Below are 14,223 nucleotides of genomic sequence, written 5' to 3'. Positions count from 1 at the left end.
TATGACAACTCAAACGGTTTCCCGCAAAGTCGCGTGGTTACGGGTCGTTACGCTGGCTATTGCTGCGTTTATTTTCAATACCACCGAATTTGTCCCCGTGGGTCTGCTTTCCGACATCGCTCAGAGTTTTAATATGCAGACCGCACAGGTCGGGATCATGCTGACGATCTACGCCTGGGTTGTCGCGCTGTTGTCCTTGCCGTTCATGTTGCTGACCAGTCAGGTTGAGCGGCGTAAGCTGCTGATATGTTTGTTTGCGCTGTTTATTGCCAGTCATGTGCTCTCGTTCCTGGCGTGGAACTTCACCGTGCTGGTGATTAGCCGTATCGGGATTGCCTTTGCGCACGCGATCTTCTGGTCGATTACCGCCTCACTCGCTATCCGCCTTGCCCCGGCGGGCAAACGCGCTCAGGCATTAAGTTTACTTGCCACCGGAACGGCGCTGGCGATGGTGCTGGGCTTACCGCTCGGTCGTATTGTTGGTCAGTATTTTGGCTGGCGAACCACCTTCTTTGCCATCGGGATGGGCGCGTTAATTACCCTGATTTGCCTGATCAAGCTGCTGCCGAAATTACCAAGTGAACATTCCGGCTCACTGAAAAGTCTGCCGCTGCTGTTCCGCCGTCCGGCGCTGATGTGCCTCTATCTGTTGACGGTGGTGGTAGTGACGGCGCACTACACGGCGTATAGCTATATCGAGCCGTTTGTGCAGACCGTTGCCGGGCTGAGCGCGAATTTCGCCACCTTACTGTTACTGGTGCTGGGCGGTGCGGGCATTATCGGCAGCGTCATCTTTGGGAAGCTCGGCAATCGCCACGCCTCGGCGCTCATCAGCATCGCCATCGCGCTGCTGCTGGTCTGTCTGGTACTGCTGTTACCTGCCGCTGACAGTGAATCTCATCTGGCTGTTCTGAGCATTTTCTGGGGGATTGCTATCATGGTGATTGGCCTCGGGATGCAGGTGAAGGTGCTGGCGCTGGCCCCCGATGCCACGGATGTGGCGATGGCGCTGTTTTCCGGCATTTTCAATATTGGTATTGGCGCGGGCGCGCTGGTGGGAAATCAGGTGAGTCTGCACTGGTCAATGTCAACCATTGGCTATGTGGGTGCCGTTCCGGCGCTTGCCGCGCTGATCTGGTCGGTGATTATCTTCCGTAAATGGCCGGTCTCGTTAGAAGAACAGCCGCAGCATTCCTGACAGACAGCCCGGTCATCGCGACCGGGCTTTTTGATCAGTAGGTTTTAATAATTTCCAGCACGCCGTTAATAATAAACTGCACGCCCATACAAACCAGCAGAAAACCCATCAAGCGGGAAATGGCTTCAATGCCGCCCTTGCCCACCAGACGCATAATCGCCCCGGAACTGCGTAAACATCCCCACAGGATCACTGCGACCAGCGCAAAGATGAGCGGCGGCGCGACGGTAATCACCCAGTCCGGAAAATCAGTGCCGTGGCGCACCGTTGAGGCGGAGCTGATAATCATCGCAATGGTTCCTGGCCCCGCCGTGCTTGGCATTGCCAGCGGCACAAACGCGATATTGGCGGTCGGCTCGTCTTCCAGCTCTTCCGACTTGCTCCGCGCCTCCGGCGATTCATGCGCTTTTTGCTGCGGAAACAGCATGCGGAAACCGATAAACGCCACAATTAAGCCCCCGGCGATACGCAGACCCGGAATGGAGATACCGAAAGTATTCATCACCAGTTGGCCTGCATAGTAGGCCACCATCATGATGGCAAACACGTAAACCGAAGCCATTAGCGACTGATGATTGCGTTCTGCGCTGTTCATATTCCCGGCAAGGCCGAGAAACAGCGCGACGGTCGTCAGCGGATTCGCCAGTGGCAGAATCACCACCAGCCCCAGCCCTATTGCTTTAAACAAATCCATCATATTGGCCGTCATTCCTGTTTCACTCATGTATTAGCGGCAAGTATAAGTGGAAAACCATGAAGTTAGCCATTCTGGCGCTGTAAGCATTCGTTATCGACCAGAGATATAACCAGTAATTATCATTAACAAAATGAAATGTGATGCAGAGCACGTCTTTTCGCTTTTAGCAAAACGTGTGATCGGTAAATCCATTCGTTTGACTTATAGTTGCCTGGGCAATATTATCTGCCGTAACTAACTACTTGCCAGGGCAACCATTGTGAAAAGCACCAGTGACTTATTCAATGAAATCATCCCACTGGGGCGCTTGATCTACATGGTCAATCAGAAGAAAGATCGTCTGTTGAACGACTATCTCTCACCGCTGGATATCACGGCAGCACAGTTTAAGGTGCTCTGCTCTATCCGTTGTGCGGGCTGCATTACCCCGGTTGAACTGAAAAAAGTGCTGTCTGTCGATCTCGGCGCTTTAACGCGCATGCTCGATCGTCTGGTTTGCAAAGGCTGGATTGACAGACTGCCTAACCCGAATGACAAACGCGGTGTGCTGGTGAAACTCACCGAACACGGCGCGGCAATTTGTGAGCAATGTCATCAATTAGTAGGACAAGACCTGCACCAGGAATTAACAAAAAACTTAACGGCGGACGAAGTGGCAACGCTTGAGCTTTTGCTTAAGAAAGTACTGCCGTAAAAACAAGAAGAGGTATGACGATGTCCAGACGCAATACTGACGCTATCACCATTCATAGCATTTTGGACTGGATCGAGGATAACCTGGAATCACCGCTCTCACTGGAAAAAGTGTCTGAGCGTTCAGGTTACTCTAAATGGCACCTGCAACGGATGTTCAAAAAAGAGACCGGCCATTCATTAGGCCAGTACATCCGCAGCCGTAAAATGACCGAAATAGCGCAAAAATTAAAAGAGAGTAACGAGCCGATTTTATATCTGGCGGAACGTTACGGTTTCGAGTCGCAACAGACGCTGACCCGGACATTCAAAAACTATTTCGACGTTCCGCCACACAAATACCGTATTACCAATATGCACGGTGAATCACGGTATTTGCTTCCGCTGAACCATTGTAACTAACCATCGCCTGTAAACGACGTAATCGAGGAAATCATGAAACTGTTGTCTTCTGCAATGCTGGTCCTGCTGCTTGTTGTTTCAGGTCAGAGCGTTGCGGAGCAATCCGCGCAGCCCACCACGACAAACAGTCGTGACACGATGATTGTCCCCACCTCTCTGGAGCAGTCACCGTTTGATTTTAACCACATGGGCGCGGGAAGCGATAAGTCCGACGAACTGGGCGTGCCCTATTACAACCGGCACAGCCTGTGATTCGTTTTGCCCTGCTGAAAAGCGGGGCTTTTTTTTGCCGATCGCGATAGCCTGACAAGCGCAGCGCAATCACTGCACTAATTGCCAGGCTTTATCCGGCCTACGATCCCCTCACCTGCGCCGCTCTGCGTAAGCGAAAACCAAACACGTTGATGTACAGACCCGCCATAATCAGCACGGCGCCAAACAACTGTAACGCGCTCAACGTTTCATCGAGCAGCAATGCCGCGCTGGCCAGACCCACCACCGGCACCAGCAGAGAAAGCGGCGCGACGCGCCAGGTTTCATAACGACCGAGCAGCGTACCCCAGATCCCGTAACCGACAATCGTGGCGACAAAGGCCAGATAGACCAGCGATAAGATCGTGGTCAGATCGATAGCAATCAGGCTTTGCACGATTTGCGTCGCCCCGTCGAGGAACAGCGACGCCGCAAAGAACGGCAGTATCGGGATCAGCGCGCTCCAGACCACCAGCGACATCACCGGCGGGCGCGAAGCATGCCCCATTATTTTCTTGTTGAAGATATTGCCGCACGCCCAGCTAAATGCCGCCGCCAGCGTCAGCATAAAGCCAAGCAACCCGACATGCTGTCCGTTGAGACTGCCTTCAATCAGCACCAGCACACCAAAGATGGCGAGCGCAATTCCGGCAATTTGTTTGCCCTGCAAACGTTCGCCAAAGGCAAATGCGCCCAGCACAATGGTGAAAAAGGCCTGAGCCTGCAATACCAGCGACGCCAGCCCAGCTGGCATGCCAAATTTGATCGCGCAAAACAGAAAGGCAAACTGACCGAAGCTGATTGTCAGACCGTAACCGAGCAGCAGCGGCAGCGGAATACGCGGACGCGCAACAAAAAATATCGCCGGAAACGCCACCAGTAAAAAGCGTAACCCCGCCAGCATCAGCGGTGGCATTGCATGCAGCCCCACCTTAATGACGACAAAATTCAGCCCCCAAACCACCACCACCAGTAATGCCAACAGCCCGTCTTTGCGCGTCATACCACCGCTCCGCGAAGTTTAAATTTTTGTAAACAAGTTAAAGTAACGGAAATTATTAGCATGCAACAGATCATTAATTCTGGTAGGGATGGCAGTGCACAATAGAACCATTTATCCGCTATACATCACAATTTTACCGTGTTATTTCTTTACATATCTAAAACAAAAATGACGAATCGCACTGTCGGGCAGAGAAATGAACAAGACGCTGAGACGATCCACCCTCGCTTTACTCGCCTCCTCACTGTTACTGACGATCGGTCGTGGCGCAACGCTGCCCTTCATGACCATTTATCTGAGTCGCCAGTACGACCTGAGCGTGGATCTGATCGGTTATGCCATGACCATTGCGTTGACCATCGGCGTGGTCTTTAGCCTTGGCTTTGGCATTCTGGCGGACAAATTCGACAAGAAGCGCTACATGCTGCTGGCGATTTCCGCCTTTGCTTTTGGCTTTATCGCCATTCCGCTGGTTGATAGCGTGATGCTGGTGGTGCTGCTTTTTGCCCTGATCAACTGCGCTTATTCGGTATTTGCTACCGTGCTGAAGGCCTGGTTTGCCGACCATCTCTCGCCCGGCGCGAAGGCAAAAATCTTCTCACTCAACTATACCGTTCTGAATATCGGCTGGACCGTTGGCCCGCCGCTCGGCACGCTGCTGGTGATGCAGAGCATCAACTTACCCTTCTGGCTCGCCGCCTTCTGCTCCGCCTTTCCACTGGTGTTTATCCAGTTTATGGTCAAGCGTTCTGCCGCCGCCGTTAATAGCGAAAACAGCGTCGCGTGGTCGCCAGCGGTACTGCTGCACGATAAAGCGCTGTTCTGGTTTACGCTGTCAGCGTTTCTGGCCTCGTTTGTGTCCGGGGCGTTTGCGTCCTGCCTCTCTCAGTACGTTATGGTCGTCGCCGATGGCAATTTCGCCGAGAAAGTGGTGGCGGTGGTGTTGCCCGTCAACGCCGCGGTGGTCGTCAGCTTGCAGTATGCCGTGGGGCGCAGACTGACGCCGGGAAACATTCGTCCGCTGATGGGTTTTGGCACCGTCTGTTTTGTCATTGGCCTCGGCGGGTTCATGATCTCCGGCAACAGCCTTTTGCTGTGGGGCGTATCCGCCGCGATCTTTACCCTTGGCGAAGTGATCTACGCGCCGGGCGAATACATGCTGATCGATAACATTGCTCCTGCGGGCATGAAGGCCAGCTATTTCTCGGCGCAGTCGCTGGGCTGGCTGGGAGCGGCGTTTAACCCACTGGCCAGCGGCGTCATTCTGACCTCTTTCCCCGCCTGGACGCTGTTTATCGTCCTGATGGTGGCGATTATTGCCGCATGGGCGCTGATGCTTAAAGGCATGCGCGTCCGCCCCTGGGGCCAGCCAGCGCTGTGCTGAACCGATGTCGTGCAGGCGCAGGCCTGCACGTCTGTCAGATAGCCACTAAACCGCGTACCCCTTCCGATTCCATATTTTCACCGCGTCCGCGTTGAATAATGCTACCGCGCGACATCAGCAGATAGTTATCCGCCAGTTCCGCTGCGAAGTCGTAGAACTGCTCAACCAACAGAATCGCCATATCGCCGCGACGGGCGAGCTGAGCGATCACCTGACCTATCTCTTTGATAACCGACGGCTGAATCCCCTCCGTCGGCTCATCGAGGATCAATAACTGCGGACGACTCGCCAGCGCACGGCCAATCGCCAGTTGCTGCTGCTGACCACCGGAGAGATCGCCGCCGCGTCGCTGTTTCATCTCTTTCAGTACCGGAAACAGCGTGTAGATCTCTTCCGGAACCGCTTTCGCTTCGCGCGACGAAAAGCGTGACAGCCCCAGCAGCAGGTTTTCTTCGACCGTTAGTCGCGGGAAAATTTCGCGGCCCTGCGGTACATACGCGATGCCTGCCTGCACCCGCTGATGCGGCTTGCGATGCGTGATGTTCTTCTCCTGCCAGGTTACCGTTCCGCTACGCGCCGGTACCAGCCCCATCAGACACTTCAGCAAGGTGGTTTTACCGACGCCGTTGCGTCCCAGCAGGCAGGTCACTTCACCAGGGCTGGCGTCAAAGGTAACGCCGCGCAGAATATGGCTGCCACCGTAGTATTGATTCAGTTCATTTACCTGTAGCATCTGTACTCCTTAGCGCCCAAGATAGACGTCAATCACCTGCTCGTTGGCCTGTACCTCGCGCAGACTGCCTTCCGCCAGCACGCTTCCCTGATGGAGCACCGTGACGTGGTCGGCAATGGTTTCTACAAAGCCCATATCATGTTCCACCACCATCAGCGAATGCTTGCCCGCCAGCGTACGAAACAGTTCTGCCGTATATTCCGTCTCCGCATCGGTCATGCCGGCCGCGGGTTCATCCAGTAATAGCAGGTGCGGTTCCTGCACCAGCAGCATACCGATCTCGAGAAACTGCTTCTGACCGTGTGACAACATTCCGGCACGACGCCCTCTTTCTGTCCGCAGCCGCAGCAAGCCAAGCATCTCATCGATGCGGTCGCGCTGTTCGCTGTTTAACCGTGCGCGCAGTGACGCCCACACCGATTTATCGTTTTTCATCGCCAGCTCGAGGTTTTCTGCCACCGTCAGCGCTTCGAACACCGTCGGCTTTTGAAACTTACGGCCAATACCCTGGCGGGCAATGGCGATTGGGTCCAGCGTGGTCAGATCGGTTGACTGGTCATACAGCGCCTTACCGCTTTGCGGACGCGTCTTCCCGGTAATCACATCCATCAACGTGGTTTTCCCCGCGCCGTTAGGGCCAATGACACAACGCAGTTCACCAACGCCAATATTCAGCGTGAGATTGGTTAATGCCTTAAAACCGTCAAAGCTGACGTTGATGTTTTCCAGTTGCAGCACCGGGTCCGTCTGCTGGCGATAGCGATCGCCGGGAACCTGGCGGGTAAAAAGGCCTTCATCCGGCTGCATTATTTGTCTCCTTTGCGGAACAGGCCAATCACGCCACGGGGTAAAAACAGCGTGACGCCTATGAAGATCAGCCCCAGAAACAGCTGCCAGTATTCCGGCATGATGACGGTGAAGAGGCTTTTGGCACCGTTCACGACCACCGCGCCAATGACCGGGCCGATCAACGAGCCACGCCCGCCAAGCGCCACCCAGATGGCGGCTTCGATAGAGTTAGTGGGCGACATTTCGCTGGGGTTAATAATCCCGACCTGTGGCACATACAATGCCCCTGCCAGGCCGCACAACACGGCAGAAAGCGTCCAGACCAGCAGCTTGAAGCCTTTTGGGTCATAACCGCAAAACATCAGCCGGTTTTCCGCGTCGCGCACGGCGGTGAGGATCCGGCCAAACTTACTGCGCGCCAGCGCAAACCCCAGCCACAATGCCAGCACCAGCAGCAATAGCGTCGCCAGAAACAACCCGATACGCGTGGTGGTGGCAGTAACCGGCAGCCCCAGAAGCGTGGTAAAACCGGTAAACCCGTTGTTGCCGCCAAAACCGGTCTCATTGCGAAAGAACAGCAGCATACCGGCGAAGGTCAGCGCCTGAGTCATGATCGAAAAGTAGACGCCTTTAATCTTCGAGCGAAAAGCAAAGTAGCCAAAGATCAGCGCCAGCCCGCCGGGCACCAGTACCACCAGCGCCATTGCCCACGCAAAATGCTGGGTTCCCCACCAGAACCACGGCAACTCGCTCCACGAGAGAAAGGACATAAACGCGGGCAGCCCTTCACCGGAGGCCTGACGCATCAGGTACATCCCCATCGCGTAGCCGCCAAGCGCAAAGAAAAGACCGTGCCCCAGCGACAGCATCCCGGCATAACCCCAGACCAGATCCAGTGCGACCGCCACCACCGCGTAGCAGAGAATTTTCCCGGCCAGCGTCAACGTCCACACGGAAATCGCCAGCGGATGATCGGCGGGCAGCAAGGCAAGAAACGGCAGGATCATCAGCGCCAACAGGATAATCCCCGCCAGCGCCCGACTGATGCGCGGCGCTTTACGCGCCAGTGTTAAGGTCATTGGCATCGTCATTATTCGGTAACTCTCCCTTTCAGAGCAAACAATCCCTGGGGTCGCTTCTGGATAAACAGAATGATCAACACCAGAATGACAATCTTCCCGAGTACCGCTCCCATCTGCGGTTCGAGGATTTTGTTGAACACGCCGAGACCGAACGCCGCCGCCACGCTACCGGCAAGTTGACCGACGCCGCCCAGCACCACCACCAGGAAGGAGTCGATGATATAGCCCTGGCCCAGTTCCGGACCGACGTTACCCAGTTGCGACAGGGCGACGCCGCCGAGTCCGGCAATACCTGAACCCAGTCCGAAGGCCAGCATATCCACACGCCCGGTCGGAACGCCGCAGCAGGCCGCCATACTGCGGTTCTGGGTCACGGCGCGTACCCGCATACCCAGTCGCGTTTTGTTCAGCAGCAGCCAGGTGAAGAACAGCACCAGCAGCGCGAACCCCAGCACCACAATGCGGTTCCACGGTAGCACCAGACTGGCGTAAACCTGTACGCCACCCGACAGCCACGCCGGATTCGCCACCTCCAGGTTTTGTGCCCCGAAAGTCATCCGCACGAGCTGGACAAGCATGAGGCTGATGCCCCACGTCGCCAGCAGCGTTTCCAGTGGACGTCCGTAAAGATGGCGGATCACCCCGCGTTCCAGAATCATTCCCGCGCCAGCAGTAAACATAAAGGCAACCGGCAAGGCGACCAGCGGATAAAAGGCCAGCCACTGCGGTACAAACTGCGCCATCGCCTGTTGCACCATCCACGTACAGTAGGCCCCAAGCATCAACATTTCGCCGTGCGCCATGTTGATCACCCCCAACAGGCCGTAGGTGATCGCCAGACCGAGCGCCGCCAGCAGCAGCACCGATCCGAGCGACAGTCCCATAAACGCCTGTCCGAGCAGATCGCCAATCGCCATCCGCTGTTGGATACGCGCCAGGCTGTCACTGGCCGCCGCGCGCACGCTGGCATCCGGTTCATGCGCCGTGTCGGTAAACGGTTGCAGGCGTGCCTGCATTTCCGGATCGCTGGAATCGCCCAGCAGCATGATCGCCTGACGGCGAACTTCTGCCGACGGACTGGTCAGTTGCAGGTTAGCCAGAACGCGGGTCAGGCGTGATTTCACTTCCGCATCGGTTTCCTGTGCCAGTCGCTGTTGGATAAAAGGCAGCATGGACGGCTGTGCGTCGCGCTGTAGCGTACGGGTCGCCGCCAACCTTTTCGTGACACTGTCACTAACAAGTTGATGCGTCGCCAGTGCGCCGGCCACAAGAATGCGCAGTCGGTTGGTCAGGCGCAGAGGTTTTAACGTTCCCGTCGGGCTACTGGCCGTTCCCAGGGGCACAACCTGCGTCCCTTCACGGGTGAAAGCCTGTTTTGTGCTGTCGGTGAGCAGCGCCTCCCGGCTCAGCGCCGTCAGCAGCGGCAGACGCTGGGGGTCAGGGGTTGACGCCCACTGTTCGAGCAGTTGCGCCTGGCCGGTACGGCTGGCAGCGACAAACGCATCGGCATCGCTGGCCTGAACGAACCATGGTAGAAGCCCGCACGCCAGCAACAAACCGCGAATAAAGCCCATGGCTTTCATGTCGTGATCTCCAGAAGTCCCCCTCCGCGGGAGGGATAAGAACGTTGACAAACCTTGCGACGCTTTCGCCGGATGACGGCTTGCGCCCTATCGGGCATTTCGCCGTCTGCGCCCGCAGGAGGGCTTATCGTTAGTTGCTGGCTGTTTTCACCGGCTGTTCAGATTTCTTGTCATTACCGGCAATAAACGGGCTCCACGGCTGAGCGCGAACCGGTTCTTCGGTCTGCCAGACGACGTTGAACTGACCGTTGCCTTCAATCTCGCCAATCATCACCGGTTTGTGCAGATGGTGATTGGTGGCATCCATCGTCAGCGTAAAGCCCGACGGCGCCTTGAAGGACTGTCCGGCCATTGCCGCCCGGACTTTATCCACATCCGTCGTCCCGGCTTTTTCGACGGCCTGCGCCCACATATGCAGACCCACGTACGTCGCTTCCATCGGATCGTTTGTCACCACGGTATCGGCATTCGGCAGCTTATGGGCTTTGGCGTACGCTCGATAATCGGCAACGAATTTCTGGTTGGTGGCGTTATCGACCGATTCGAAGTAGTTCCAGGCGGCAAGGTTGCCAACCAGCGGTTTGGTATCAATCCCGCGCAGTTCTTCTTCACCAACCGAGAACGCGACCACCGGAACATCAGTGGCTTTCAGGCCCTGGTTTGCCAGCTCTTTATAAAATGGGACGTTAGAATCGCCGTTAATGGTTGAAACGACAGCCGTTTTTCCACCTGCGGAGAATTTTTTGATATTGGCGACAATGGTCTGGTAATCACTGTGCCCAAATGGGGTGTAGACCTCTTCGATGTCTTTATCGGCAATCCCTTTCGAATGCAGGAACGCACGCAGGATCTTGTTGGTGGTGCGCGGATAAACATAGTCGGTGCCCAGCAGGAAGAAGCGTTTAGCGCTTCCCCCATCCTCACTCAGCAGATACTCCACCGCCGGGATCGCCTGCTGGTTAGGCGCCGCGCCGGTGTAGAAGACGTTCGGCGACATCTCTTCCCCTTCGTACTGGACGGGGTAGAACAGCAGGCCGTTCAGCTCTTCAAAAACCGGCAACACTGACTTACGCGACACAGAGGTCCAGCAGCCAAACACCACCGCCACTTTATCCTGACTCAATAGCTGTCGGGCTTTCTCGGCGAACAGCGGCCAGTTTGAGGCCGGATCAACCACCACCGGTTCCAGCTTTTTACCCAGAACGCCCCCTTTGGCGTTGATCTCATCAATCGTCATCAGAGCCACATCTTTTAGCGGCGTTTCGGAAATCGCCATCGTGCCGGACAGTGAATGCATAATGCCCACTTTGATGGTATCGGCGGCCTGAACGCTAAAACTGAGTCCCATCGCGACCACCGAGGCCGAAAGGGCAAACGCTTTGAGTAAGGTACGACGCTGCATAATTTCACTCCTGAAAATAGAAATGCTGTGAGTTCTGGTGCTACCGACAAACAACACGGCGCAAAAAAGAGTTCAGGAGGGATAAGGCAAAAAGGATGCCAGGACGAAGGCAAAGAGGAAAAAGGGTTGGCGTGCGCGGCCTGCAAGGCTTCGCGCGGGGGATGCTCCACAATGAACCCGCGTTGCATTATTTATGTGCAACGCGGTGTGCATTATTGAGGCAACTTACCAGACCTGTTGAGCTATTTCGGTGATAAGTTTGATTTTGTTCCACTGCTGGGCTTCCGTGAGCGTGTTCCCTTCTTCCGTTGAGGCAAAGCCGCACTGCGGGCTGAGACAAATTTGCGCTTTGTCGACATATTGCGCCGCTTCCTGCAGGCGTGCTTTTACGCCATCCGGGTTTTCCAGTTCGCCATTTTTAGTGGTCACCAGTCCGAGAACCACCTGCTGATGGCCTGGACGGATAAAACGCAGCGGCGCAAAATCGCCAGAGCGATCGTTGTCGTACTCCAGGAAGAAGGCATCGACATTGACGCTGCCGAACAGGATCTCCGCAACCGGCTCATAGCCGCCTTCAGAGATCCAGGTTGAACGGAAGTTGCCCCGGCATACGTGCAGTCCCACCGTCAGGTCGGCAGGCTTATCCGCCAGCGCCCGGTTGATCACATCGGCATAAATCCGCGCCAGCGTGTCAGGGTCGTCGCCACGTTCGCGAATTTGCTGACGCTGAGCATCAGAACAGAGATAAGCCCACACCGTGTCATCCAGCTGCAGATAGCGACAGCCTGCGGCGTAGAAGGCGTGGATCGCATCGCGCCAGGTGGTCGCCAGATCGTCAAAATAGTCCTTCAGATCCGGATAGACCGTCGCATCGATATCTTTACGTCCGCCGCGAAAGTGCAGCACGCTGGGGCTGGGAATCGTCATCTTCGGCTGGGCGTTACCGCTGATGCGCTTCAGATAGCGAAAATCTTCCAGCATCGGATGATCGCCGAACGCCAGTTTACCCGTGACCCGAACGCCATGCGCTTTGGTCTGTACGCCGTTAAACTGAATCCCCTGCTGTGAGTCATAACGCTCGACCCCTTGCAAACCATCGAAGAAATCAAAATGCCACCAGGCGCGGCGAAACTCGCCGTCCGTCACCACATGCAGACCGCAGGCGCACTGCTGTTCGACCACCCGACGAATGGCTTCGTCTTCAATGGCGCGCAGCTGTGGTGCGCTTAACTCGCCACGTGAAAACTGCTGACGAGCAACTTTGATGTCGTCGGGACGTAAAAAGCTGCCAACGACTTCTGCGCGAAATGGGGCCTGTTGTCTTTGCATGTGATCTCCTTCGTCGTCAGGCAAAGGTTGCCTGACGTGATAGTTTCTTATTTGAACATTTAGACTTCTGGATGTCTATGCGTCCAAATTGACATACCCTTGTCGCTCAGGCAAACGAGATAAATTCATGGATGATGAAAAAAATTCATCTTCACTCCACAAGACAGGAAAACGCGAACCCTTCATCTTCCCATCCGGTGATGCCGCCAATCATTACCTTCACCGGTATGCCCAGTCTGGCGAGCCTTAATGCCGCGCGGTCGGCACCGTTACAGTGAGGCCCGGCGCAGTAAACCACGAACAGCGTATCCACAGGCCACTGCGCCATGCGTTCGGCGGTCATCATGGCGTGCGGCAGATGGATCGCCCCCGGAAGATGGCGACGTGCAAACATATCCGGTTTTCCCACCACGTGGAGTAAGACGAAATCCGGTTCCCCATTGCGGATGCTCTCATGGACATCGGCACAATCGGTTTCCAGACTCAGACGCGACAGGAAATGGTTGACCGCAACGGTGGATGCGGCGGCGGGAAACTCAGTGACATGACTCATTCTACTTTCTCCTCAGGGACGATTGTGTTTACAATAATTTAACCATCTCTGAGCTGACGTACCGCCTTCGACCATGCCAAAAAACACCAGGATTATGCCAAAATCGCCGCGCCCGCTTGTGGTTGTACTCGCCTATGACGGGCTGTGCACCTTCGAGTTTGGCGTAGCGGTCGAAATCTTTGGTCTGCCGCGCCCGGAACTGGGCGCAGACTGGTATCGTTTTGCCGTCGCGTCGGTCGATGCCGGTCCACTTCGCGCGACCGGCGGCGTGCGGTTAATGGTGGATGGAGGGCTGGAACTGTTGGCTGAGGCCGATATCGTTGTGGTTCCCGGCTGGCGAGGCAGCGACGCGCCGGTACCCGAAGCCTTGTGTGCCGCGCTACGTGCTGCATGGGCGCGAGGTTGCCGTCTGTTGTCGATCTGTTCTGGCGTGTTTGTGCTGGCAGCAACAGGGTTGCTGGACGGGCGCAAGGCCACCACACACTGGCGCTATACGGACACGCTCCGGCAGCGTTTTCCGGCTATCGAGGTACTTGACGACGTTCTCTATCATGATGCCGGACTGTTACTGACCTCGGCGGGCAGCGCTGCGGGGATCGATCTGTGTCTTTATCTGATCCGCGAGGACTACGGTCTTGAGGTTGCCAATAGCGTTGCCCGACGGCTGGTGGTGCAGCCCCATCGCGACGGCGCGCAGCCACAGCAACTTCTGCGCCCCGTTGCCCGGCAGCGTGAAAGCCAGACGCTGGGCCAGCTGTTTGATTTTCTGCACCAGAATCTGACGATGACTCACGATACCGCCTCGCTGGCCAAACGCGCCGGGATGAGCCCACGAACGTTTTTGCGCCGGTTTACCGACTGTACCGGCACCACGCCTGCACGCTGGATCCTCAACGAGCGTTTATTACGGGCGTGCGATTATCTGGAAAATTCACCGCTCAGCGTGGAATTGATCGCGGAACAAACTGGTTTTGGCAGCGCAGCGTTATTTCGCCACCATTTTCGACACATATATTGTCTGTCCCCCTCACAATATCGAAAGAAATTTACTTTTATCCCTAAATAATCACCTAATTCAGCTTTTGTTTAGGTTAAAGCTGCTATTATCTCTTTCACCAACCGA

The 14,223-nt window shown here is 55.8% G+C and carries 15 protein-coding genes; 6 read left to right on the top strand and 9 right to left on the bottom strand.

Annotated elements, in window-relative coordinates:
• Position 1: 1 nt before the first annotated feature.
• The gene (locus tag AL479_RS20875; RefSeq protein WP_061077479.1) at positions 2–1,198 is read left to right on the top strand and encodes a sugar transporter; all 1,197 of its coding nucleotides are present in this window, start codon (positions 2–4) and stop codon (positions 1,196–1,198) included.
• Positions 1,199–1,232: 34 nt separating this feature from the next.
• Here AL479_RS20875 and AL479_RS20870 read toward each other — a convergent pair whose 3' ends face one another.
• A complete protein-coding gene (locus AL479_RS20870; protein ID WP_061077478.1) occupies positions 1,233–1,895 on the bottom strand; it encodes a MarC family NAAT transporter in 663 nt (220 codons plus the stop codon).
• A 259-nt stretch (positions 1,896–2,154) separates the two neighbouring features.
• On the opposite strand from AL479_RS20870, the gene marR reads away from it, so the two are divergent.
• From marR to marB, 3 genes are read left to right on the top strand one after another with little or no spacing between them, the layout of a single operon-like run.
• Complete coding sequence (gene marR / locus AL479_RS20865; protein WP_061077477.1) at positions 2,155–2,589, top strand: multiple antibiotic resistance transcriptional regulator MarR; 435 nt, start codon at positions 2,155–2,157, stop codon at positions 2,587–2,589.
• Positions 2,590–2,609: 20 nt separating this feature from the next.
• Entirely contained in the window at positions 2,610–2,990 is a 381-nt protein-coding gene (gene marA, locus AL479_RS20860; protein WP_146109693.1) for an MDR efflux pump AcrAB transcriptional activator MarA, read from the top strand.
• 33 nt (positions 2,991–3,023) lie between these two features.
• Positions 3,024–3,242, top strand: a complete 219-nt coding sequence (gene marB, locus AL479_RS20855) for a multiple antibiotic resistance protein MarB (RefSeq protein ID WP_061077475.1) — start codon at positions 3,024–3,026, stop codon at positions 3,240–3,242.
• Between the two features lie 100 nt (positions 3,243–3,342).
• Here marB and eamA read toward each other — a convergent pair whose 3' ends face one another.
• Positions 3,343–4,245, bottom strand: coding sequence for an O-acetylserine/cysteine exporter (gene eamA, locus AL479_RS20850; RefSeq protein ID WP_061077474.1), 903 nt, complete (start codon positions 4,243–4,245; stop codon positions 3,343–3,345).
• 196 nt (positions 4,246–4,441) lie between these two features.
• Here eamA and ydeE point away from each other — a divergent pair, with 196 nt between their 5' ends.
• Positions 4,442–5,629 (top strand): efflux MFS transporter YdeE, encoded by a 1,188-nt coding sequence (gene ydeE / locus AL479_RS20845; RefSeq protein ID WP_061077473.1) that lies wholly within the window; start codon positions 4,442–4,444, stop codon positions 5,627–5,629.
• 34 nt (positions 5,630–5,663) lie between these two features.
• On the opposite strand, the gene urtE is transcribed toward ydeE, so the two are convergent.
• The 7 genes from urtE to AL479_RS20810 form a co-directional block, all read right to left on the bottom strand.
• Entirely contained in the window at positions 5,664–6,362 is a 699-nt protein-coding gene (gene urtE / locus AL479_RS20840) for an urea ABC transporter ATP-binding subunit UrtE (protein WP_061077472.1), read from the bottom strand.
• Positions 6,363–6,371: 9 nt separating this feature from the next.
• Positions 6,372–7,169 (bottom strand): urea ABC transporter ATP-binding protein UrtD, encoded by a 798-nt coding sequence (urtD, locus tag AL479_RS20835; RefSeq protein ID WP_061077471.1) that lies wholly within the window; start codon positions 7,167–7,169, stop codon positions 6,372–6,374.
• The gene (urtC, locus tag AL479_RS20830; RefSeq protein ID WP_061077470.1) at positions 7,169–8,242 is read right to left on the bottom strand and encodes an urea ABC transporter permease subunit UrtC; all 1,074 of its coding nucleotides are present in this window, start codon (positions 8,240–8,242) and stop codon (positions 7,169–7,171) included. The genes urtD and urtC overlap by 1 nt, the downstream gene beginning before the upstream one ends.
• Positions 8,242–9,816, bottom strand: a complete 1,575-nt coding sequence (gene urtB / locus AL479_RS20825; RefSeq protein ID WP_061077469.1) for an urea ABC transporter permease subunit UrtB — start codon at positions 9,814–9,816, stop codon at positions 8,242–8,244. The genes urtC and urtB overlap by 1 nt, the downstream gene beginning before the upstream one ends.
• A 130-nt stretch (positions 9,817–9,946) precedes the next feature.
• A complete protein-coding gene (gene urtA, locus AL479_RS20820; RefSeq protein ID WP_061077468.1) occupies positions 9,947–11,218 on the bottom strand; it encodes an urea ABC transporter substrate-binding protein in 1,272 nt (423 codons plus the stop codon).
• Between the two features lie 225 nt (positions 11,219–11,443).
• Complete coding sequence (locus tag AL479_RS20815; RefSeq protein ID WP_061077467.1) at positions 11,444–12,547, bottom strand: cobalamin-independent methionine synthase II family protein; 1,104 nt, start codon at positions 12,545–12,547, stop codon at positions 11,444–11,446.
• 151 nt (positions 12,548–12,698) lie between these two features.
• Positions 12,699–13,100: a rhodanese-like domain-containing protein gene (locus AL479_RS20810; RefSeq protein ID WP_061077466.1), complete on the bottom strand. Its 402-nt coding sequence runs from the start codon at positions 13,098–13,100 to the stop codon at positions 12,699–12,701.
• Between the two features lie 94 nt (positions 13,101–13,194).
• On the opposite strand from AL479_RS20810, the gene ftrA reads away from it, so the two are divergent.
• Positions 13,195–14,166, top strand: a complete 972-nt coding sequence (gene ftrA / locus AL479_RS20805; protein ID WP_413228143.1) for a transcriptional regulator FtrA — start codon at positions 13,195–13,197, stop codon at positions 14,164–14,166.
• Positions 14,167–14,223 lie beyond the last annotated feature (57 nt).

The sequence above is a fragment of the Citrobacter amalonaticus genome (genome assembly GCF_001559075.2).
GTDB lineage: Bacteria > Pseudomonadota > Gammaproteobacteria > Enterobacterales > Enterobacteriaceae > Citrobacter_A > Citrobacter_A amalonaticus_F.
The sequence above is the reverse complement of the archived record's forward strand: the minus strand, read 5'-3'. Positions and strand labels throughout refer to the sequence as shown.

What these genes read in the sequence shown, in the direction of transcription:
- urtC (WP_061077470.1), bottom strand. Translation starts at nt 8,242, where the DNA reads ATGACGATGCCAATGACCTTAACACTGGCGCGTAAAGCGCCGCGCATC.
- AL479_RS20815 (WP_061077467.1), bottom strand. Translation starts at nt 12,547, where the DNA reads ATGCAAAGACAACAGGCCCCATTTCGCGCAGAAGTCGTTGGCAGCTTT.
- marB (WP_061077475.1), top strand. Translation starts at nt 3,024, where the DNA reads ATGAAACTGTTGTCTTCTGCAATGCTGGTCCTGCTGCTTGTTGTTTCA.
- ydeE (WP_061077473.1), top strand. Translation starts at nt 4,442, where the DNA reads ATGAACAAGACGCTGAGACGATCCACCCTCGCTTTACTCGCCTCCTCA.
- AL479_RS20875 (WP_061077479.1), top strand. Translation starts at nt 2, where the DNA reads ATGACAACTCAAACGGTTTCCCGCAAAGTCGCGTGGTTACGGGTCGTT.
- AL479_RS20810 (WP_061077466.1), bottom strand. Translation starts at nt 13,100, where the DNA reads ATGAGTCATGTCACTGAGTTTCCCGCCGCCGCATCCACCGTTGCGGTC.
- AL479_RS20870 (WP_061077478.1), bottom strand. Translation starts at nt 1,895, where the DNA reads ATGATGGATTTGTTTAAAGCAATAGGGCTGGGGCTGGTGGTGATTCTG.
- eamA (WP_061077474.1), bottom strand. Translation starts at nt 4,245, where the DNA reads ATGACGCGCAAAGACGGGCTGTTGGCATTACTGGTGGTGGTGGTTTGG.
- urtA (WP_061077468.1), bottom strand. Translation starts at nt 11,218, where the DNA reads ATGCAGCGTCGTACCTTACTCAAAGCGTTTGCCCTTTCGGCCTCGGTG.
- marA (WP_146109693.1), top strand. Translation starts at nt 2,610, where the DNA reads ATGTCCAGACGCAATACTGACGCTATCACCATTCATAGCATTTTGGAC.
- urtE (WP_061077472.1), bottom strand. Translation starts at nt 6,362, where the DNA reads ATGCTACAGGTAAATGAACTGAATCAATACTACGGTGGCAGCCATATT.
- urtB (WP_061077469.1), bottom strand. Translation starts at nt 9,816, where the DNA reads ATGAAAGCCATGGGCTTTATTCGCGGTTTGTTGCTGGCGTGCGGGCTT.
- ftrA (WP_413228143.1), top strand. Translation starts at nt 13,195, where the DNA reads ATGCCAAAATCGCCGCGCCCGCTTGTGGTTGTACTCGCCTATGACGGG.
- urtD (WP_061077471.1), bottom strand. Translation starts at nt 7,169, where the DNA reads ATGCAGCCGGATGAAGGCCTTTTTACCCGCCAGGTTCCCGGCGATCGC.